The sequence below is a fragment of the Methylobacterium sp. P1-11 genome (assembly GCF_008329595.1).
Taxonomy (GTDB): Bacteria; Pseudomonadota; Alphaproteobacteria; order Rhizobiales; family Beijerinckiaceae; genus Methylobacterium.
The window spans coordinates 116,093-133,974 of sequence record NZ_NPKS01000002.1 but is presented as its reverse complement, the minus strand read 5'-3'; the positions used below and the strand labels follow the sequence as shown (position 1 = coordinate 133,974).

The 17,882-nt window shown below is 69.7% G+C and carries 24 protein-coding genes; 15 read left to right on the top strand and 9 right to left on the bottom strand.

Annotated features, from left to right (window positions below; translation table 11 throughout):
* The first annotated feature begins 130 nt into the window (after positions 1–130).
* Together CIW48_RS02775 and CIW48_RS02770 are read left to right on the top strand one after the other, a co-directional pair.
* Entirely contained in the window at positions 131–934 is an 804-nt protein-coding gene (locus tag CIW48_RS02775; protein WP_091775085.1) for a response regulator, read from the top strand.
* A 554-nt stretch (positions 935–1,488) separates the two neighbouring features.
* A complete protein-coding gene (locus tag CIW48_RS02770; RefSeq protein ID WP_246695100.1) occupies positions 1,489–1,752 on the top strand; it encodes a hypothetical protein in 264 nt (87 codons plus the stop codon).
* A 154-nt stretch (positions 1,753–1,906) separates the two neighbouring features.
* Here the strand turns inward: CIW48_RS02770 and CIW48_RS02765 are convergent, their stop codons facing one another.
* Complete coding sequence (locus tag CIW48_RS02765; protein WP_010683678.1) at positions 1,907–2,095, bottom strand: KGG domain-containing protein; 189 nt, start codon at positions 2,093–2,095, stop codon at positions 1,907–1,909.
* 241 nt (positions 2,096–2,336) lie between these two features.
* Between CIW48_RS02765 and CIW48_RS02760 the strand changes: the two genes are divergently transcribed.
* On the top strand, positions 2,337–2,540 hold the full coding sequence (locus CIW48_RS02760) for a hypothetical protein (protein WP_091775079.1): 204 nt from the start codon (positions 2,337–2,339) through the stop codon (positions 2,538–2,540).
* An 18-nt stretch (positions 2,541–2,558) separates the two neighbouring features.
* On the opposite strand, the gene CIW48_RS02755 is transcribed toward CIW48_RS02760, so the two are convergent.
* Entirely contained in the window at positions 2,559–3,323 is a 765-nt protein-coding gene (locus tag CIW48_RS02755) for an electron transporter (protein ID WP_246695099.1), read from the bottom strand.
* A gap of 130 nt (positions 3,324–3,453) precedes the next feature.
* On the opposite strand from CIW48_RS02755, the gene CIW48_RS02750 reads away from it, so the two are divergent.
* Positions 3,454–3,897, top strand: coding sequence for a Crp/Fnr family transcriptional regulator (locus tag CIW48_RS02750; protein WP_012321919.1), 444 nt, complete (start codon positions 3,454–3,456; stop codon positions 3,895–3,897).
* Here the strand turns inward: CIW48_RS02750 and CIW48_RS02745 are convergent, their stop codons facing one another.
* Positions 3,898–4,338 carry a VOC family protein gene (locus CIW48_RS02745; protein WP_149308849.1) on the bottom strand — a complete coding sequence of 147 codons (441 nt, stop codon included), beginning with the start codon at positions 4,336–4,338 and terminating at the stop codon, positions 3,898–3,900. It lies immediately after the preceding gene.
* A 171-nt stretch (positions 4,339–4,509) separates the two neighbouring features.
* Between CIW48_RS02745 and CIW48_RS02740 the strand changes: the two genes are divergently transcribed.
* Both CIW48_RS02740 and CIW48_RS02730 read left to right on the top strand, forming a co-directional pair.
* Positions 4,510–5,190, top strand: coding sequence for a L,D-transpeptidase (locus CIW48_RS02740; RefSeq protein ID WP_149308847.1), 681 nt, complete (start codon positions 4,510–4,512; stop codon positions 5,188–5,190).
* A 500-nt stretch (positions 5,191–5,690) separates the two neighbouring features.
* Positions 5,691–6,194 carry a thermonuclease family protein gene (locus CIW48_RS02730; protein ID WP_149308845.1) on the top strand — a complete coding sequence of 168 codons (504 nt, stop codon included), beginning with the start codon at positions 5,691–5,693 and terminating at the stop codon, positions 6,192–6,194.
* Between the two features lie 13 nt (positions 6,195–6,207).
* Here CIW48_RS02730 and CIW48_RS02725 read toward each other — a convergent pair whose 3' ends face one another.
* A complete protein-coding gene (locus CIW48_RS02725; RefSeq protein ID WP_149308843.1) occupies positions 6,208–7,326 on the bottom strand; it encodes an AI-2E family transporter in 1,119 nt (372 codons plus the stop codon).
* 302 nt (positions 7,327–7,628) lie between these two features.
* On the opposite strand from CIW48_RS02725, the gene CIW48_RS02720 reads away from it, so the two are divergent.
* From CIW48_RS02720 to CIW48_RS02695, 6 genes are all read left to right on the top strand, one after another.
* A complete protein-coding gene (locus tag CIW48_RS02720) occupies positions 7,629–7,937 on the top strand; it encodes an acyl carrier protein (protein WP_149308841.1) in 309 nt (102 codons plus the stop codon).
* A gap of 22 nt (positions 7,938–7,959) precedes the next feature.
* On the top strand, positions 7,960–8,439 hold the full coding sequence (locus CIW48_RS02715) for a 3-hydroxyacyl-ACP dehydratase FabZ family protein (RefSeq protein WP_149308839.1): 480 nt from the start codon (positions 7,960–7,962) through the stop codon (positions 8,437–8,439).
* Positions 8,440–8,446: 7 nt separating this feature from the next.
* Positions 8,447–9,583 (top strand): beta-ketoacyl-ACP synthase, encoded by a 1,137-nt coding sequence (locus CIW48_RS02710; protein WP_149308837.1) that lies wholly within the window; start codon positions 8,447–8,449, stop codon positions 9,581–9,583.
* Between the two features lie 371 nt (positions 9,584–9,954).
* Positions 9,955–10,164, top strand: a complete 210-nt coding sequence (locus tag CIW48_RS02705; protein ID WP_012321928.1) for a cold-shock protein — start codon at positions 9,955–9,957, stop codon at positions 10,162–10,164.
* 125 nt (positions 10,165–10,289) lie between these two features.
* Positions 10,290–10,658: a DUF6481 family protein gene (locus CIW48_RS02700; RefSeq protein ID WP_091775060.1), complete on the top strand. Its 369-nt coding sequence runs from the start codon at positions 10,290–10,292 to the stop codon at positions 10,656–10,658.
* A 36-nt stretch (positions 10,659–10,694) separates the two neighbouring features.
* Entirely contained in the window at positions 10,695–10,895 is a 201-nt protein-coding gene (locus CIW48_RS02695; protein WP_091775057.1) for a hypothetical protein, read from the top strand.
* A 12-nt stretch (positions 10,896–10,907) separates the two neighbouring features.
* Here the strand turns inward: CIW48_RS02695 and CIW48_RS02690 are convergent, their stop codons facing one another.
* Positions 10,908–11,396, bottom strand: coding sequence for a GNAT family N-acetyltransferase (locus tag CIW48_RS02690; RefSeq protein ID WP_149308835.1), 489 nt, complete (start codon positions 11,394–11,396; stop codon positions 10,908–10,910).
* Positions 11,393–12,160: an NAD kinase gene (locus tag CIW48_RS02685; protein WP_149308833.1), complete on the bottom strand. Its 768-nt coding sequence runs from the start codon at positions 12,158–12,160 to the stop codon at positions 11,393–11,395. Before CIW48_RS02685 ends, CIW48_RS02690 begins: the two co-directional genes overlap by 4 nt.
* A 141-nt stretch (positions 12,161–12,301) precedes the next feature.
* Between CIW48_RS02685 and cutA the strand changes: the two genes are divergently transcribed.
* Positions 12,302–12,655, top strand: coding sequence for a divalent-cation tolerance protein CutA (gene cutA / locus CIW48_RS02680; protein WP_149308831.1), 354 nt, complete (start codon positions 12,302–12,304; stop codon positions 12,653–12,655).
* A 183-nt stretch (positions 12,656–12,838) separates the two neighbouring features.
* Here the strand turns inward: cutA and CIW48_RS02675 are convergent, their stop codons facing one another.
* The 3 genes from CIW48_RS02675 to crtI form a co-directional block, all read right to left on the bottom strand.
* Positions 12,839–13,975: a glycosyltransferase family A protein gene (locus tag CIW48_RS02675; protein ID WP_149308829.1), complete on the bottom strand. Its 1,137-nt coding sequence runs from the start codon at positions 13,973–13,975 to the stop codon at positions 12,839–12,841.
* A gap of 67 nt (positions 13,976–14,042) precedes the next feature.
* On the bottom strand, positions 14,043–14,801 hold the full coding sequence (locus CIW48_RS02670; protein ID WP_149308827.1) for a lysophospholipid acyltransferase family protein: 759 nt from the start codon (positions 14,799–14,801) through the stop codon (positions 14,043–14,045).
* Positions 14,802–14,896: 95 nt separating this feature from the next.
* A complete protein-coding gene (gene crtI, locus CIW48_RS02665) occupies positions 14,897–16,426 on the bottom strand; it encodes a phytoene desaturase family protein (RefSeq protein ID WP_149308825.1) in 1,530 nt (509 codons plus the stop codon).
* A gap of 594 nt (positions 16,427–17,020) precedes the next feature.
* On the opposite strand from crtI, the gene CIW48_RS02660 reads away from it, so the two are divergent.
* Positions 17,021–17,320 (top strand): hypothetical protein, encoded by a 300-nt coding sequence (locus CIW48_RS02660; RefSeq protein ID WP_149308823.1) that lies wholly within the window; start codon positions 17,021–17,023, stop codon positions 17,318–17,320.
* A 53-nt stretch (positions 17,321–17,373) separates the two neighbouring features.
* The gene (locus CIW48_RS02655) at positions 17,374–17,865 is read left to right on the top strand and encodes a cache domain-containing protein (RefSeq protein WP_149308821.1); all 492 of its coding nucleotides are present in this window, start codon (positions 17,374–17,376) and stop codon (positions 17,863–17,865) included.
* Positions 17,866–17,882 lie beyond the last annotated feature (17 nt).

Sequence of the window (17,882 nt, the reverse complement as noted above, 5' to 3'; positions counted from 1 at the left end):
GGGGTGGAACGGAGTGCGGGCATCCGCGTTGGGCGGTAGGCTGCGCAGGACACAAGCCGGCCCCGGCAGGCCCTCGGTCAAGCACCGTGGCGTTCGCGGCCGGGCAACACGGCGAGGCACAGGGGATCGAATGTCGACATCGCAACTCGTGGTACAGCACCTGCCGTACCTGCGCCGCTACGCGCGTGCGCTCACGGGTAGCCAAGTGGCGGGTGACGCGTACGTCGCCGCTACCCTGGAGACCCTCGTCAACGAGCCGGACACGTTGGGCCGGAGCGCCAACATCAAGGCCGACCTGTTCCGCGTGTTCACGCGGATCTGGAATTCCCTGTCGGTGAACGGGCGCAGCGAGCAGGTCCAGCACGATCTGCCGGCGGAAGTCCGCCTCGGCCAGATCACGCCGCTGCCGCGGCAGGCCTTCCTGCTCTCCTGCCTCGAAGGCTTCTCCGAGGAGGACGCGGCGATCATCCTGGGAGTCGACGTCTCCGAGGTCCGCGATCTCGTGGACGAGGCCGGCCGAGAACTGGCTGCCGACATGGCGACCGAGATCCTCATCATCGAGGACGAGCCGCTGATCGCGATGGATCTCGAAGCGCTGGTCGAGGGGCTCGGCCACAATGTCATCGGTGTCGCCCGTACGCGCAGCGAGGCGGTCAAGATCGCCGGCGAGGGCAAGCGCCCCGGCCTCATCCTCGCCGACATCCAGCTCGCCGACGGCTCCTCCGGCCTCGACGCGGTGAACGATCTCCTCAAATCCTTCGAGGTGCCGGTGATCTTCATCACCGCCTATCCCGAGCGCTTCCTCACCGGTGAGCGGCCAGAGCCGGCCTTCCTCATCGCCAAGCCGTTCCAGCCCGCGAATGTCTCGGCGGTGATCAGCCAGGCGCTGTTCTTCCAGCAGACGGCGCGTCGTCGGGAAGCCAAGTCCGCCTGACACTGAGTTTGCAAGGTCGCTCCGGGGCTCGCCCCGGCCGCCCGCGACCTAGAGCGGCGACACCAAAAAAGCCCCGGCGCGAGCCGGGGTTTTTTGTTGTCCGTCCTGACGCTCCGGTCTCCGACGAACCGCGCGCAAAAAAACGGGCCGGAGAAGGCTCCAGCCCGTCTGAAGAGGTTCCGGCCGATGCACAAGGGGAATGCGGGGAGGACCAGGTGGCCGGGTTCACAGAGAACGGGTGCCGGACCGGGAGGTTCCAGCAAATGCGCTTTTTCATCGGTGGTGGTTTTTGCGCAACATCCGGAGGCTGTGGATAGCGTGGGTGCGCCGCCGCACCAACGGCCGAGCTGCGTTCGAATACTCAGGATGCGTCGACGCGAGACAGTCTAGGAACCTGCGATTGCAGGGCGCGTTGTACGAACATCCTGTCAAGCTCTCGTGATGAGGTTGGGGCGATGCTGCGGTCTGGTTTCATTCTGGGCGTCAGTGCTCCTGCCGCTCTTCTCACCGTCCTGGTTCAGCCGGTCGTGCGGGATACAGCCGATCGCTGGACGATGCCGGTGCCCACAGCGCAGACCGTCCAGGCCCCACTGCCGGGGATGCGCCCCGTCTCCCTGGCGATCAGCCCGACGCGAATTGCAGGTGTTCAGCGGCTCGACGGTCGGAATGCGCCCGTCGCGGGTGAGGCCCAGGACCCTGAGATGAAGCCGATCCTGCAGCAGCTGCCGCGTCGGATGCGCGAGGGCTGCGAAGCGGCGCTGAGTTCTCTGGTCGGCCCCGAGGCGCGTCGGATGACTCCCGGTCGCTGTATCTCCTGATTACCGATTCTACGGGATCGCACAGCGAAAGGCCCCGTCGTCCCGGCGGGGTCTTTCGCTGTGCGCGACGCCCTGCACGGGCGTAGCCTGAAACGAAAACGGCGCCGGTCCCGGGGGACGCGGCGCCGCTACGCGGTACGGTTCGGTGGAGCCCTCACTCGGCTCGGCCGGTCCCCGTGGATTGACCGCCCTTGCGGCCGGCGGACGAGGCGAGCTCACGATCCTGAGAGAAGGAGCGCTTCTCGGCAGGCACGCTGCGGCCGCCCTTGCTGGCGATCTCGCGCTGCCGCTCCAGATCCATCGAGGCAAAGCCCCGCTTCGAGGTCGAATTTCCGGATGCCATCAGTTCCTCCTCAGGCTTCGCTTCACCCCGCAACAACCTTCAGCAATAACCAAGGTTCCTATCCCGAGACGTGCTCAAGCTTCCGCCAGCTAAGCTTGGCAGCAACCGAGCACTTATGTGCGACGTTGATCGAGATACGACCCTGGTCGATATCCGCGTCCACCCCGGCATGCCCGGAAGCCCGGCACCGTGCTCCGGGCAGACCACGCCACCGTGCGGCATCAGAGAAGGCTTATCGCGTATGACGAACCGCAACATGGTCAAGGATGCTGCCCCGGACCTGGCGGTGCGGCCGAACACACCGCCGCTGCCGCCGATGCCCGCACCCGAGGATTCCGCCACGCCAACCACTCGGGAGGAGCCGACGGATTCACCCCATCTCAATGCCAGCCTCAAGCGTGAGGCCCCGGCCCCCGGGACTCAGGGCCTCTCGACCAAGCGCTGAGCCGGGACAAAGCCGGCGTCAGGCCGCCGACCTGCGCGCGAGGCGGCTCAGGCCGGCGATGAGGAGGGCGATCGCCAGGATGGTGACGATCCCGGCGCCCGTCAGGATCCGCTGGATGAGCGGCGTGTAGACGCCGCGCGCGGCATCGTAGCCGTAGCAGAGCAGGGTCAACCGGTCGGCGAGGTTGCCGACCCGGCCTTCGCCGGCCTCGGTCAGGGCGAGACGGAGATCCCGCCCGGTCAGCGCCAGGGGCGACAGCACCTGGGCCACCCGACCGTCGGCGGAGAGAAGAATGGCCGCCGCCGGATGAGCGAAGCTGTCGGTGCCGGCATCGTAGACCGCCGTATAGCCCAGGGCGCCGCCGAGGCGCGCGAGGGCGCTGTCCGAAGCGATCAGTGCCCGGGGCCGGAGCGACGCATCCCGGTCTCCCAGCGTCCCCGCGAGCATGCGGCGCGCAGCCGCGGAATCGTCGCGTGGATCGATCCCCACCAGCACGAGCGCGTAATCCTCGGCCGGAAGGCCCGTCGCGCCCAAGGCTTCGGCCGACATCGCCACCATCGGGTCGCAGACATTGCCGCAGGTGTAATCCACCGGCAGCAGCAGGGCAGCCCGGCCACCCAGCGCCTGCCCGAGCGTGGTCGGCTGCCCGGTGCGCGCGTCGGTGACGGCGAGATCCAGCGGGACGCGGGCTCCGGGTGGCGGCGCGAGCGCGACACGGGCGAGATCGGCCTGAACCAAGCGGGCGGTGGCCGGCTCCGACCCCAGGATGAGGCCCAGCGCCAATAGGGCGCCGAGACCACACCGGCAGGTTGCTTCAGGTGCGGGGCTGGACAAGTGCCTGACGAACCGCATGGATATGCGGGCCCGTCCGGCCCCGCCGTCCTGGGCGTGAGACCCGTCGCGGAGCCCCCGAATGACCCTCGACACCGAGGTTTCCTCCCTGAAGCAGGTGCCGCTGTTCCGCGAGGTGGAGCCGGCGCGTCTGAAACTCCTGGCCTTCACCAGCGAGCGGGTGCATTTCGAGCCGGGGCAACGGTTCTTCGCCCGCGGCGACGTGGCGGATGCGGCCTACGTGATCCTCTCGGGCACCGCAGAGGTCAGCATCGACGGTCCCGCCGGCCCGGTGCGGCTGGCGTTGCTCGGCCAGGATGCCCTTGTCGGCGAGATGGGCATCCTGGCCGAGCAGCCCCGGTCCGCCACCGTGACGGCGCAATCCGCCGTGACCGCCCTGCGCATCGACCGCGGCGTGTTCCTGGAATTGCTGGCACAGTTTCCACAGATCAGCATCGCCCTGATGCGCGTGCTGGCACTGCGGCTGGAGCAGACCAACCAGGCCCTCGCCGAGAGCCGGGGCTGATTATACAGGGTAAGTGATGAATTCCAGGAGCGAGCCGTCCGGATCCCGGAAGTAGACGCTGATCCCCGTACCTGCGGCGCCGTGCCGCTCCACCGGGCCGAGTTCCACAGGAATTCCGGCCGTCTCGAGATGCGCGATCGCGGTCTCGATCGGGCCCGACCAGCGGAAGCACAGGTCGCTGTTGCCCGGTTCGACGGGTTTCGCCGCCACAGGCTCCGCCTTGACGCCGGGACCGTGGCAATTGAGCTGGACGCCGCCGAACCGATAGGCGAAGCCCGGACCGCGCGCGATAATCTCGGCGCCCACCACGTCCCGGTAGAAAGCGTTGGATCGTTCCCAATCGCTGACGTGGATCACGCAGTGATCGAGATGGATCGCCGGGCTCAGCGGGACACCGGCCACGATCGTCGCATCGGCCGAAAGAGTCTCGGTCTCGGGCATTCTTCACCTCCGCGCCGGCCGCACTAGAGCCCTGCTGCGATTCAGAATTAGGGCGCAACCGTGGCCGCGGGAGCGGGCCGCGCGCGGCTGGCTGCGGCGGAAAAGCTACATCGTCACCGGCCACGAGACGGTAGGCATGGCGCGACGACCGTATCCCGCAAGACAGGACCTATGATCGCCACGCTTCCTTCGGCCTGGAGCCGCCTGCGCCGGATCGTGCCCTCGCGGATCCTGCTCGCCGTCGTGGCGATCGCTCCCCTGGCGGCCTGTCAGACCCGTCCGGTGCAGCTCGCACAGGATGACGAGTCGGCCTGGTACATCGGCAGCAAGCCCGACAAGCCCTTCGACATCCCGCTGGTCGATACCCAGCGGCTCGATCCCAAATATCGCCGCCAGCAGGTCAGTTACAACGGCCCCGAGCAGCCCGGCACCATCGTGGTCGACATCGACAAGCGCCAGCTCGTCCTCGTCCAGGCCGACGGGTCGGCGATGCAATACGGCGTCGGCGTCGGCAAGGCCGGCTTCTCCTGGAAGGGTGAGGCGCGGGTCGGTCGCAAGGGCGTCTGGCCGGACTGGAGCCCGACCGTCACGATGGTCTCGCTCCATCCCGACCTGCCGCGGACCCGCAAGGGCGGACTGGACAACCCGCTCGGTGCCAGGGCGCTCTATCTCTACCAGGGCAATCGCGACATCCTGTTCCGCATCCACGGCACGAACGAGCCCTGGAGCATTGGCGAGCAGATGTCCTCGGGCTGCGTCCGGATGCTGAACGAGGATATCGCCGACCTCTACGAGCGCGTGCCCGTCGGCAGCCGCGTCCTCATCAAGCGCAACGGCAAGTACCGGACCTGATCGGCCCGATTGGCGGCCGACGCGCCGGTCAGCCGGCCGGTATTCCCGCGGCGGCCGTGCTGCGCGTCTCGCCGACCAAGCGTACGGCGGGATGGCCGAGAGCCGCATGGTCCAGGGTGGTCCCGCCCGGGTGTCCGCCGGGCGCCATGCCGCCGCTCGCCGGAACCATGGCGGCGTTCAGGCCCGGGCTGGTCCTGTCGATCGGCCCGTCCGGACCGATCGCGAGGCCGTCCCAGACGAGGAGCGCCGCCTACACGGCCATGCTGACCAGCAGTGTCTTGAGAAGGGTCATGCGGCATGACGGTCGCCCGAGGACGGCCGTTCCGGGGCTCAGCTTCGCGCAGGTCGGAGCGCTTTCGCGACCACCGCGGCAGAGAATCGGCCTCCGGCAGGCCGTACCGGACCGGCGGCTTGGCAAATTCGCCACATTGGTCGTGTACCGTCACGGTCTCGGCCAACCCTGAACCAGTCACTTCGCCTCCCTCGTGGACAATTCCGTCATGATCAGACCGATGCTTGCCCTGCTCCTCCTCTGCGGCCCCGCGGCCGCAGCCGGGACGGTCAGCGGCCCGGCGACCGTGATCGACGGCGACACGATCGAGGTGCAGGGCACGCGCATCAACCTCTACGGGATCGACGCCCCCGAAACCGCGCAGAGCTGCGAGACGGCCAAGGGCCTCGAGTATCGCTGCGGCCGCGAGGCCGCGCAGGCGCTGCGCGTGCGGATCGGCGGCGGCATCGTTACCTGCGAGCGACGCGAGGGGGGCGTGGCCGGCCGTGTCACCGGGATCTGCCATGTTCACGGCGAGGATCTGTCCGCCTGGATGGTTGGGCAGGGCCTTGCGCTGGCCAGCCGCCAAGTGACCGCGCCCTACAGCCGCCAGGAGGGTCACGCCTGGGCGACCCGCCGCGGCATCTGGGCCGGCACCTTCGAGAAGCCAGCCGATTGGCGCCAGGATCGGCGCCGGGTCGAGGCCGCAGCCGGGGCGAACGTGGACGACTAGCGGATCCGGCGGCTCAGGCCGTCGCGTCCGGTCCCTCGGTGAACTCCCGCCACAGCAGGACCAGTGCGGCCATCACCGCCGGCCCGACGAACAGCCCGAGGAGCCCGAAGGTCTCGACGCCGCCGAGGATGCCGAGGAGCACCCACAGGAACGGCAGCTTCGTCGTGCCGCCGATCAGCGCCGGGCGGATGAAGTGGTCGGCCACGAAGGTCACGACGAGGCCCGCGCCCGCGACAACCAGCGCCGCCGTCACCGAGCCCGCCGCCACCAGCAGAAGCGCCGCGATGGCGATGGCCACAGCGGCCCCGAACGGGATCATCGCCGCCACCGCCGTGAAGGCGCCAAGCAGCACGGGGTGGGGTACGCCCGCGAAGTGGTAGACGATCCCGAGCAGGAAGCCCTCGCCGAGACCCACCAGCACCAGCCCGTCGACGGTGCCATGCACCGATGCCACCATCTGGCGGGCAACGCGCTCGCCCCGCGGGCCGAACAGCCGGTGGCAGGCGGTGAGCGACTGGTTCCGCACCGTCCGCCAGTCGCGGAACAGGAAGAACAGGGCCACGAGGCTGAAGCCGAACAGGACGATCCGGTGGACCACCTCGCGCCCGACATTCTTCGAGGCCCCGAGCACCGAATGGTTCTCGAACCGGCGCAGCAGGTCCGAGCCCGCCTGTGCGTGGCCGAGATTGTCGTTCCACCACGTGGTCGCCTGCGCGGCGCCGTAGGGCAGGTGCTGCAGGAATTCCGGCGCGGGAACGCCGTTCGCTTCGGCGCTGCGGACGAACTCGGCCACGTCGTGGGCCTCACGGGCAGCCTGGATGCCGAGGATCACCAGCGGCACCAAAAAGACCAGCGCCACCGCCGCCGTCATCAGCGTGGGCAGCAGGATGTTGTGCTTGCCCGGCGGGAAACGATGCTCAAGGCGCGTGTAGACCGGCCACAGCGCAATCGCCAGCACCAACGCCCAGGCCAGAGCCGGCAAGAATTCGTGCAGGATCCAGAGCCCGAGGGCGGAGAGGGTCAGAACCAGCAGGACACGGGCCGCCCCCTGAGAGCGCGCATGCTCCTGCGGCGGCAGGGGTGGCGTCTCGCTCCGCGCCAGCGGCGCGGCGGGCTTGGTGATCGGTGGCATCCGTCTGATCTCCTGAGGACGCGCGATCGCCTCGCCGTCAAGCTAGGGCCGGTGCGTCCGGGGCATAGCGCGACCGCGCACGCGATGGCGCACGCCTGTGGACAGGCGCTGAAACGCCGGGGGAAGCGCTGCGGTTGCCGCCTCTGACACCCTCGTGTAGAGGTCGCCGCCATTCGACGGGACCGCGTATGAGGGTCCGACTATGCGTAGGGTGGCCGCGTGGGGCGTATGCGCCGGGCCGCCCGGGCGGCGAGGGGGCTCCCGCACGACCGATCCGGAATTCGAACAGCCCGCGAGAAGACATGTCCGACGAGCCCGCCCACGGCAGCGCCACCTTCGAGCGCGTGGCCGACATTATAGCCGAGACCGCCGACATCCCGCGGGACAAGATCACGCCCGAGAGCCACGCCATCGACGACCTCGGCATCGACAGCCTCGCCTTCCTCGATATCGCCTTCGCGGTGGACAAGGCCTTCGGGATCAAGCTGCCGCTCGAGCGCTGGACCCAGGAGGTCAACGAGGGCAAGGTTGCTGCCGAGGAGTACTTCGTCCTCAAGAACCTGTGCGCGCGCATCGACGGCCTCGTGGCCGAGAAGGCCGCCAAGGTCTGAACGAAGGCCGATCCGAACCGTCATGCGCCTCGAATATTTCGAGATGATCGACTCCGTGCGGCTCCTCGACCGGGCGGCTGGCCGCATCGAGGCGTACGCCCGGGTGCCCATGGCGAGCCCGGTCTTCGAGGGGCACTTCCCCGGCCATCCCCTGGTGCCCGGCGTCCTTCTCACGGAGACGATGGCGCAGGCCTCCGGATACCTCGTGCTCGCCCATCTCGACTTCGCCCGGATGCCGTTCCTCACCGGGGTCGACAAGGCGCGTTTCCGATCCTTCGTGGGCCCGGGAGCGGACCTCCTCGTCACGGCGCATCTCGAGCATGACGGCTCGGGCTACGCGGTGACCAAGGCGGCGATCAGCCACGCCGGCAAGGCGCTCTGCGACGCGGAGCTGCGCTTCCGCACCATGCCGTTCCCGGACGGCCTCGACGCGCCGATGCGCGAAAGGGCGCGGACGATCGGCCTGTTTCCCGATTCGGCGCAGGCCGAACGCGAGCCCTGAGTCTGCCATGAGCCGCCCCGTCGTCGTCACCGGCCTCGGCCTCGTCTCCTGTGCGGGTGAAGGCGTCGACGCCCATCTGATCGCCCTCGCCGGAGCGGAAGCCCCGCGCACGGACAGCGAGGCCTTCGCGCCCTATCCGGTGCACCCGGCGCCGGCGATCGCGTGGGACGGCCAGATCCCCAAGCGCAGCGATCAGCGCCAGATGGAGGCGTGGCAGCGGCTCGGCGTCTACGCGGCCGGCCTTGCCCTCGACGCCGCGGGCGTGAAGGACGATGCCGCCTTCAAGCAGGCGCTCCATCTCGTCGTGGCGGCGGGGGGCGGCGAGCGCGACTATGCGGTGGACGGGGCAATCCTGACCGGCTTGCGTGACGCCGCCGATCCGGGCGCCTACTTGAACGAGCGGCTGCAGAACGACCTTCGCCCGACGCTGTTCCTCGCCCAGCTCTCCAACCTGCTCGCCGGCAACATCGCGATCGTGCACGGCGTGACGGGCGCCTCGCGCACCTTCATGGGCGAGGAATCCGCCGGGGTCGACGCCCTGCGGATCGCGCAGGCGCGGGTGGCCTCGAGCCAGATCGACGCGATCTTGGTCGGCGGCTCCTACAGCGCCGAGCGGCCGGACGTTCTGGTGATCCACGAGATGGGCGACTACCTCGCCCGCGACGCTTACCGACCGATCTTCGCGCGCGGCGACAGAGGCGGCGAGGCGGGCTTCATCCTCGGCAGCTGCGCGGCCTTCCTGATGCTGGAATCCGCTGCGCATGCTGCCGCCCGCGGCGCCCGTGCCCTGGCCCGGCTGGAACCGGTGGCGAGCGACCGGACGCGGCGCGCACCGGGCAGCGTCGCCGTCAGCCTTGAGACCCTCTGGGGACAGGCCGGCCTCTCGGCTCCCGATCACGTCCTGTCCGGGGCCACCGGGGTCGCGCCGATCACTGCGGAAGAGCACGCGGTGCTGACGAAGCTCGCACCGCGCGCGCGCCTGCGCGCCCTCGGGGACGTGATCGGGCACGGGCTCGAAGTGGCGGCACCTTTCGGAGCGGCTCTCGCCGCCGCCCTCGTGGACGGCGGCGGTGCACGCGAGGTCGCCGTGACCGCAGTCGGTCACCGGCGTGGCGAGGGCGTGCTGCGCCTCGTGCCGGCTTGAGCAGGCCAGCCCAGCGCGGGTGGCCCGGCAGCGTTCGTTGGCGTTGCGGAAATCACAGATCTCCCATGACCGCGTTGCATTGAAAACGCCTATCCCGTTGTTCAAGCGGCCGTTCTGGCTTCGCTCAATCAGAATGTCCGAAAGGAATTTCCCGCATCGGTGCGGCGGTTGCCGCCAGATCTATTTCCCTGCGCTTGCAAAATCACCGCCGGCGGTCTACTTCTGCCGCATCGGCACGTGTCCGGATATCTTGGACCGTTACGCCTTCGCAGGGCGGTTCTGACTTTCCTATCGCTATCGGTCGATGCCGGCGCCCGCTTCGTTCGAGTGGGTGCCATCTCTCACTATGCCTGCGAAGATCAAGGACTTCCATGAGCACCGGAACCGTGAAGTGGTTCAACGAGACCAAGGGCTACGGCTTCATCCAGCCGGATGACGGCGGCAAGGACGTGTTCGTCCACATTTCGGCTGTCGAGCGCGCCGGCCTGCGTGGCCTGAACGAGGGCCAGAAGGTCTCCTACGAGCTGGAGACCGATCGTCGCAGCGGCAAGCAGTCCGCCGGTCAGCTCCAGACGGCCTGATCGCCGTCCAAAACGTTCCTTCCGAAGCCGCTCCCCTCGGAGCGGCTTCTTCTGTATCTGCAATCCCGTCTCTGCCTTCCCCTCTATGGGCTATGGCCTGTGCCCCGCCCGATCCAGGAGTGTCTGTGAGCTTTTTGAACAAGCAAGGTGTCGTCGATCGCCTCGAGACCGCTGCCAAGGCGCGATCCGAGATGCTGGCCCGGTTCCGGGCGCGCCCATCCGCCGATGACCCGGCCGTCCTTGCCCGCCAGTCGGCCCGCCGCGCCGTGGTCGATGCCCGCGAGGCCCGTGCAGCCGAGCGCGCCGCCCAGCGTCAGGCCGAGATCGAGCGCGCCGCCGCCCTCGCCGAGGCCGAGCGTCTGGCGGAGATCGAGCGCAAGCACGCCGAGCAGCTGGCGGCCCAGGAGCGCGCCAAGGCCCTGCAGGCCGAGCAGAAGGCCCAGCGCGATGCGCGCTATCTCGCCCGCAAGGCGAAGGCTCAGAAGAAGCGCTGAGCCGCGACGGCAGCAACACCTCTCCAGGAGTCCGGCATGTCCCACAAGTTCAAGATCGGCCAGCGTGTCTGCCGGCCGCAACTCGGGATCCCCGGCGAAACGGGCGAGGTTGAGGTGTTCGAGGTTCTGCGGCTCATGCCGGAGGACCAGACCGGCGAGCCGAGCTACCGGATCCGGACGAAGACCGGCGAGCGGGCGATCCGCGAGGGCGACCTCGTCGCGGTCTCGCAGCCCTGATCCGGGCGCGCCTCAGAGCGTCCGGAACATCACGAGTGCATCGACCGTCCCGAGTTCCGGGGGCCGAAAGGCGCCGGGCAGACGGCCGACCACATCGAATCCGAAGCTGTCCCACAGCCGGACGGCCCGGACGTTGGTGCTCACCACGAAGTTGAATTGCATCGCGGCGAAGCCGCGCGCCCGCGCCCGATCGAGGGCGTCGGCGCACATGGCGCGGGCGACCCCGCGGCCCAGAGCGGCCTCTCCGGTCATGAATCCGCAATTGGAGACATGGGCGCCCCCGCCCGTCTGATTGGCGCGCAGATAGTACGTGCCGAGCACCATCCCCTCGTCCTCCGCCACGAAGGTCTCGCGATCAGGACCTATCCAATAGGCGAGGGCCTCGGCCTCGCTGAGGTCGCGGTCCAGGGCGTATGTCTCTCCCGCCCGGATGGTCGGCACGATGATGCGGGTGATCGCCGCGTGGTCGGTCACCTGCGCGGCCCTGATGTGCAGGCTCACCCGAATTGCTCCCGCAGGATGCGCTCGTCGAGGCTGTGGCCGGGATCGTGCAGCAGCACGAGCTCGGTGGCGCGGTCGAGGGAGGTCTCCACCGTGCAGACCCGGCGGAACTCGGTGTGGTCGGCTACCGCCGCCACCGGGCGGTGGGGGGCGTCGAGCACGTCGATCCGGATCCGGGCGTAATCCGGCAGGAGCGCGCCGCGCCAGCGCCGGGGGCGGAAGGCCGAGATCGGCGTCAGCGCCAGCAGCTTGGCGTCCAGAGGCAGGATCGGGCCGCCGACCGACAGGTTGTAGGCGGTCGAACCCGCCGCGGTGGCGACGAGCACGCCGTCGGCGATCAGCAAGTCGAGCCGGACGTTGCCGTCGACGGCGATCTTCAGCTTGGCGGTCTGGTGTGTCTGTCGGAGCAGATAGACCTCGTTGATCGCCCGCGCCCTGTGGGAGCGGCCCTCTGTGTCGAGCACGTCCATCACCAGCGGGTGGATCACGCTGCGCTGCGCCGCCTCCAGGTGCTCCAGCAGGTCGTCGTCGCGGAACTCGTTCATCAGGAAGCCGACCGTGCCGCGGTTCATGCCGTAGATCGGTTTCGGACTGTCCATGAAGCGGTGCAGCACCTGCAGCATCAGGCCGTCGCCACCGAGCGCCACGACGACGTCCGCCTCCTCCGGCGGGACATGATCGTAGCGCCGCATCAGGGCGGCGGCGGCCTCGCGGGCATGGCCGGTCGGGCTCGCCACGAAGGCGATCTTATGGAAGCGCGGCATGGATCAGGCGCAGCCGCGCAGGCGCGTCGGGATCGCCTCGAAATTCACGTCACGGCTCCAATCTGACGCGCGAGGCGCCCGGTTGACGTCCAACCCGGCATGCGCCTCACTCCGCGAGAACACGCCAACCGGAGGCATAGCATGGAGCGTCCGCTCCTCGTCTACACCACCTTTCCCGACCTCGCCTCGGCGCTCAACATCGGCGAGGCCCTGGTCCGCGAGCACCTGATCGCCTGCATCAACGTGCTGCCGGGCATGCAATCCGTCTACAGCTGGAAGGGCGCGGTTGAGCGGGGCGTGGAGGTTGCGGCCATCCTCAAGAGCCGCGAGGGCTTGGCGGACGCGCTGGCGGCGGCCCTGAAGGCCCGTCATCCCTACGAGACGCCGATCATCCTGCATCTGCCGGTCGTCGATGCGGATAGCGATACCGCCGCCTGGATCCTGGCGGAAACGCAGCCGGGCGAAGCGACCGGGACGGGGGCTCAGACTGCCTGATGCACGAGCCTGAGCCGCGGCATGGCAGTCCGCGCCGCGATCACCGTATCCGGGGCGAAGATCCGGCTGGCACAGAACGCGCCCGCGCCGTTCCGACCATTTGCCGCTGCATCGCCTGCGCGGCCGAGCGCTGCGCCGCATGAGGCGGAAGGCCTACTTGCGCATCCCGCCGGGCCGCGCGGATCAGCTGCCGCGCACCGGATAGCTGCGCCCCTTCCAGGTGGCCGCGCCGGCGCGTTCGCGGCGCAGGAGCACGTTCCACTGGATCGCCAGAGCCACCGCGACCGCCGCCGGATGAAGCGGGATCGTCGCCCAGGGCGCCCGGACCGCCACCGTGATGGCCGTCCGGGTCGCCAGCGATAGGACCAAGGCCAGGGCGGCCGGGACGAGAGCGGCGGCGGGCATCAGCCCGATGAGCCCGGCCAGGACGAGGAGGGACGGCAGGACCTGGCCGAAGCCGAGCAGGAGAGTCCAGACTGGGAGCGCGCGGGGCGTGGCCATGCCCTCATGGGCGTTCTTGGAAAAGCCGGCCCAGGCCTGCGCGAAGCCGTCATACATCCGGCAGGTGGCCAGCGCGGCGGCGGCGACGAGATCCGTCCGGTAGCCCGCGGCGCGGAACAGCCGGGGCAGGCGGACACCGTCGTGCAGCGAGGTGCGGATGGCGGTGTGGCCTCCGGTGGCCGCGTAGGCTGCGCGCTCGATCAGGATCAGCTGACCGCAGGCCGCGCCGAGCGACGGGTCCGGCAGGCGGCGCATCAGCGGTACCGGCAGGAAGCCGAGGAGGAGGAAGTCGATCATCGGCACGGTCAGCATTTCGCCGAGCGTGTCTGTCCGCTGCCGGGGCACGCCGCTGACGAGTGCCGCGCCGGTGCGCCGGGCCTGGGCCGCGAGGGCGGCGGCGGCTTCGGGCTCGAGGCGCACGTCGGCGTCGATGAACAGCAGGTGGTCGCCGCGCGCGAGCCCGGCCATGTGGCTGCAGGCGTGGTTCTTCCCGGTCCAGCCTTCGGGCAGCGCCGGCACTGAGGCGAGGCGCAGGCGCGGGTCACCGACGGCGCGCACAATCTCCGGGGTCGCGTCGGTGGAGTGATCGTCGCCGACGATCACCTCCACCGGCACCGCCGTGCTGGCGAGCGCCGCCCGCACGGTCGCGTCGATGTTGCCTGCCTCGTTGCGTGCCGGGATCAGGATGGACACCAGGCCTGTCCCGGCCTCCGGTGCGGGCCGGCGCAGGACCAGGAGGTTCACCGCCGCCAGCAAGGCCGGCAGGAGGGCGGCGATCAGGCACGTCAGCGCCAGGGTCGTGAGGATCGAATCGGTCATCGTCCGCGCCGCGCAGGTTTTGCACCACGACACGGGATCGCACGGGGCCGGGCGCGAGCGGAAGGTCTCACCCGGCGCGATCCTGTCCGCCGGCGGCGCGGTGGGCGGGATCGAAGCGTCGCCCGGTGAGCCGGGCCGCTAGGCGCCGCCACAGATCGTAGAGGCCGCCGACGCCCTTCCGGCCGGAGACCAGGGTGCGGAAGCGGCCGGGCTCCCGGCTGATCACGTCGGCGCTCAGGCGATCCAGGGTCGCGGTCAGGTCGGATTCCAGACGCGCGAGCCGCTGGTCTCGCGGAAGCGCGGCGAGTTCGGATCCGGCGATCCCGGATCCGAAGGCCGCAAAGGCCCCCGCGCCGCGCTCGTCCCAGAAGGCGTATTCCACGGCGAGCGGGACGAACAGGGCATCGGGGGCGATCTCGGCGAGCCGCGCCACCCCGGCTCTCAGGGCGAGCGGCCGGGCGCGGGCATCGGCGAAGCGGCCCTGCGCGGTGATCCAGAGCATGCCGTCCCGCGCCGCCAGGATCGACCGGGCTGCGGCCAGGAACTGCGCCGCCCCGCGCGGGCTGTCGAGATCGACGCCGAAGGCGCCGATCCGCTCGAAGATCCGGTAGCGCGCCAGCATCGCGGCGTCGAACGGGGCACGGCTTGCGCGGTCCGGATAGAGGCGGCCGGCCAGCACGATGATCAGGGCGGCGTCCCACCACGCCGGATGGTTGCAGTAGACCACGATGGCGCCGGGATGGCTCGTGGCGGGCGGCGTGCTCCAGAGGGGCAGTCGCAGGGCATCGAGGTGGCGGTGCAGGTAGCGCTCGAACCACGCCACCATGAAGGCGCGGATCCGGGGCGAAACCGGAGGCAGGGGGGCGCTGCGCGTGTCTCCCCCACCCCCCGCGACGGAGGGCGGAGATGGCGGCGTCGGCGTCACGCCGAGGCGCGCAGGGCGCCGCGGGCGTCCTGGTCATGCGCGTCGGCGGCGATCCAGCCCGACATCATCACCATCGGCATGCCGGGCCCCGGATGGGCCGCGCCCCCCGCGAGGTAGAGACCGCGCACCTGCCGCGAGCGGTTGCCGGGCTTGAACGCGCCCATCACGCGCCCGTGCGAGGCGAGCCCGTAGATCGCGCCGTTCAGGACCTTGTAGCGCTCGTGGATGTCCTGGGGCGTCAGGTGGCGCTCGACGACGATGCGCTCTTCGAGGTCCGGCATGCCGCCCGTCCGCTTGAGCTTGTCGAGGATCGTCCGGCGGTAGTTCTGGAACAGCGGACCGTCCGGACGCCAATCGTGATGCGGGCGCAGATACGGCGTGTGCACGAGGACGTAGAGCGCCTCGCCCCCCTCCGGCGCCACGCTCGGATCGGTCGAGGAGGGGGCCGCCAGATAGGCGGTCGGGTCCGGAGCCGGTTCGCCCTTGTTGTAGATGTAGTCGAACTCCTCCTCGGGGTCCCGGGAGAAGACGAAATCGTGGTGGTTCAGGTGCTCGTAGCGCCTGTTCAGGCCGAGATAGAGCACAACGCCCGAGCAGGCCGGCTCGGGATTCTTCTTGGCGTAGGCCCTGGCCGCATCGCCGCCGACGAGCTCGCGGTAGGTGCGGACCGAATCCATGTTGGAGATCACCGCGTCGAAGGGCGTGACGCCCCCGGCGGTGCGCACGCCGCGAACCGCGCCGTTGGCGGTCTCGATTCCGGTCACCTCGGTGTCGGTCCTGCAGGTGGCGCCGAGTTCCTGGGCGAGCTTCGCCAGCCCCTCCGCCACCGCGCGGGTGCCGCCCATCGGGTACCAGACGCCGTCGGCCGTCTGCATGTGGGCGATGGCGCAGAGCACCGCCGGCGCACCGTAGGGCGAGGAGCCGACATATTGCACGAAATGGTCGAGCATCTGCGCGAGCCGGGCGTCCTTGACCTTGCCGCGGATCGTCGAGGCCACGGAGGCGTGCATGCGCAGGGACAGCACGTCGCGCAGCGTGCCGGGATTCATGTTGGCGCGAATGTTGATCGTGTCGAACAGGTCCTCGACCGGCTTCCAGAAGAAGAACTTTTCCGAGACGCCGTGCAGGTGCTCCGAGATCGAGATGAACTTCTTGTAGCCCTCGCCGGTGCCGGGGGCGAAGCGCTCCATGTCGCCGGCCATCCGCGCGACGTCCTGCAACAGGTCGATATGGGTGCCGTCGTCGAAGAAGCAGCGCCATTGCGGGTCGAGGCGACGCAGGTCCATGTAGTCGTGGACCGAACGGCCCGCCTCCGCGAAGATCCGCTCCAGCACCCGGGGCACGGTCAGGATGGTCGGGCCCATGTCGAAGCGGAAGCCGCCCTCGTGGAGCACCGCCGCCTTGCCGCCGAGCCAGCCATTCTTGTCGTAGACCGTCACGCGGTGCCCCCGCGCGGCGGCGACACACGCGGCCGCGAGTCCGCCGAGTCCGCTGCCGATGACGGCGACCGTAGAATCCTGGCTCATCCTGCTGGCTGGCTCCCCGGGCCGAAGACGGCATGGCCCGCAAGGGCGAAGCTAGACCTGGGGCGTGGCGGGTCAACGCGCCACCCGGTCGCGGCACCCGACCGGTGGCGCTCGCCTGTGCATAGGCGCGCCAGGGAGTGGCCGATCTCCCGGCGGCGGAATCCCGCCTCCCGCACCCTCAGTCCCAGGTCGTGGCGGCACGCGAGACGGCCCGGACCCGGGATCGCTGCCCTGCGGCGCCGGGATCTCGCCGGCTTCGGCCGCCACGGTCCGCGGGATCTCGGCGAGCCCCGCCTCGACGCGGGCGATGTCGTCGAGGAGCACCACCGCAGCTTCGGATCCGGCCAAGATTCCGCCTCTGGCCGCGATCCGGCGGTCGCGGGCGGCGCGATCGTTGCCGTCGGCGATATGCAGGCGGGATGCCGGGAGCGCGGCCTTCGCGGAGTGTGTCTCTATCGCGGTGCGCCCCGCGTCGCAGGAACGGCGCAGAGGACGGGATCCGAAGAGAGGCCGGGTCACCCAAACGGGTGATGCGCCGCGCCGACGTTCACTCTCCTTTATCAGATTTCGAGGAACAGACATCCAGAGGATAAGATGCCAGATCTTTCCGAGATGGAGCTTTATTGCGCGGAAGCCCGGAATATCCTCTCTCATGCGGAGGAAATCGTCCGTTCCTTAGGCAGGAAGGGCGCCTGCGAGGGGCACCGCATGATGGCGAGCCAGGGCATCGCTGCGCTGAGGCACCTCGACCGCATCATCGAGCGGCACCGAAGTCGTCTGGCGTTCGAGGCCCTGCCGAATGCGGTGGGCCCGCCTCCTCAGAAGCGGAGTTGGCTGGTCTACCTTCGGCAGCGTGGCGGGCAAGTGGGCCATGGCATCGAGGCGCACTCCTAGGCCTCCGTCCGCGGGGACTCTCCCGCTATCCGGCTGAGCGATGGGGCGACGGCATGTCGAGAGCCCTGCTGATCTGGGCCGTGCTGCTCGTCATGGGCGCGGTCATCTCGGGCACGGCCCCGGGCAGGGCCCGGCGGGCGCCACCGCCGCTCCACCAAGCGGCCGAGATCGAAGCCCTCGTCAACAAGGCGGCCGACATCCTGGAGTCCGAGGGCCCGCGGGCGTTCGATGCGTTCCGGCGCAAGGGGAGCATCTGGCGGTACGGAGACGTCTACCTGTTCGTCGTCGACCTGCGGGGGATCGTCCTGTTCAACGCCGCCCACCCGAACCGCGAGGGACGCGACCTGCTCCACGAGCGCGACGCCGATGGGAAGCCGTTCCACCAGGACTTCATCGATACCGTCACCCTCTTCGGGTCCGGCTGGGTCGACTACATGTTCCCGAAGCCCGGCCAGTCGGTCCCGAGCGTGAAGTGGAGCTATGTCTGCGCGACCCGCGTCGCGGGCGCAGAGGCGCTCGTCGGAGCCGGTGTCTACGTGGAATAGCCCCGTTCAGGCCGGGT

Excerpts from the sequence above, each read along its gene's own strand:
- CIW48_RS02775 (WP_091775085.1), top strand. The coding sequence starts at position 131 with ATGTCGACATCGCAACTCGTGGTACAGCACCTGCCGTACCTGCGCCGC.
- CIW48_RS02770 (WP_246695100.1), top strand. The coding sequence starts at position 1,489 with ATGCCGGTGCCCACAGCGCAGACCGTCCAGGCCCCACTGCCGGGGATG.
- CIW48_RS02765 (WP_010683678.1), bottom strand. The coding sequence starts at position 2,095 with ATGGCATCCGGAAATTCGACCTCGAAGCGGGGCTTTGCCTCGATGGAT.
- CIW48_RS02760 (WP_091775079.1), top strand. The coding sequence starts at position 2,337 with ATGACGAACCGCAACATGGTCAAGGATGCTGCCCCGGACCTGGCGGTG.
- CIW48_RS02750 (WP_012321919.1), top strand. The coding sequence starts at position 3,454 with ATGACCCTCGACACCGAGGTTTCCTCCCTGAAGCAGGTGCCGCTGTTC.
- CIW48_RS02745 (WP_149308849.1), bottom strand. The coding sequence starts at position 4,338 with ATGCCCGAGACCGAGACTCTTTCGGCCGATGCGACGATCGTGGCCGGT.
- CIW48_RS02740 (WP_149308847.1), top strand. The coding sequence starts at position 4,510 with ATGATCGCCACGCTTCCTTCGGCCTGGAGCCGCCTGCGCCGGATCGTG.
- CIW48_RS02730 (WP_149308845.1), top strand. The coding sequence starts at position 5,691 with ATGATCAGACCGATGCTTGCCCTGCTCCTCCTCTGCGGCCCCGCGGCC.
- CIW48_RS02725 (WP_149308843.1), bottom strand. The coding sequence starts at position 7,326 with ATGCCACCGATCACCAAGCCCGCCGCGCCGCTGGCGCGGAGCGAGACG.
- CIW48_RS02720 (WP_149308841.1), top strand. The coding sequence starts at position 7,629 with ATGTCCGACGAGCCCGCCCACGGCAGCGCCACCTTCGAGCGCGTGGCC.
- CIW48_RS02715 (WP_149308839.1), top strand. The coding sequence starts at position 7,960 with ATGCGCCTCGAATATTTCGAGATGATCGACTCCGTGCGGCTCCTCGAC.
- CIW48_RS02710 (WP_149308837.1), top strand. The coding sequence starts at position 8,447 with ATGAGCCGCCCCGTCGTCGTCACCGGCCTCGGCCTCGTCTCCTGTGCG.
- CIW48_RS02705 (WP_012321928.1), top strand. The coding sequence starts at position 9,955 with ATGAGCACCGGAACCGTGAAGTGGTTCAACGAGACCAAGGGCTACGGC.
- CIW48_RS02695 (WP_091775057.1), top strand. The coding sequence starts at position 10,695 with ATGTCCCACAAGTTCAAGATCGGCCAGCGTGTCTGCCGGCCGCAACTC.
- CIW48_RS02685 (WP_149308833.1), bottom strand. The coding sequence starts at position 12,160 with ATGCCGCGCTTCCATAAGATCGCCTTCGTGGCGAGCCCGACCGGCCAT.
- cutA (WP_149308831.1), top strand. The coding sequence starts at position 12,302 with ATGGAGCGTCCGCTCCTCGTCTACACCACCTTTCCCGACCTCGCCTCG.
- CIW48_RS02675 (WP_149308829.1), bottom strand. The coding sequence starts at position 13,975 with ATGACCGATTCGATCCTCACGACCCTGGCGCTGACGTGCCTGATCGCC.
- CIW48_RS02670 (WP_149308827.1), bottom strand. The coding sequence starts at position 14,801 with ATGGTGGCGTGGTTCGAGCGCTACCTGCACCGCCACCTCGATGCCCTG.
- crtI (WP_149308825.1), bottom strand. The coding sequence starts at position 16,426 with ATGAGCCAGGATTCTACGGTCGCCGTCATCGGCAGCGGACTCGGCGGA.
- CIW48_RS02660 (WP_149308823.1), top strand. The coding sequence starts at position 17,021 with ATGCCAGATCTTTCCGAGATGGAGCTTTATTGCGCGGAAGCCCGGAAT.
- CIW48_RS02655 (WP_149308821.1), top strand. The coding sequence starts at position 17,374 with ATGTCGAGAGCCCTGCTGATCTGGGCCGTGCTGCTCGTCATGGGCGCG.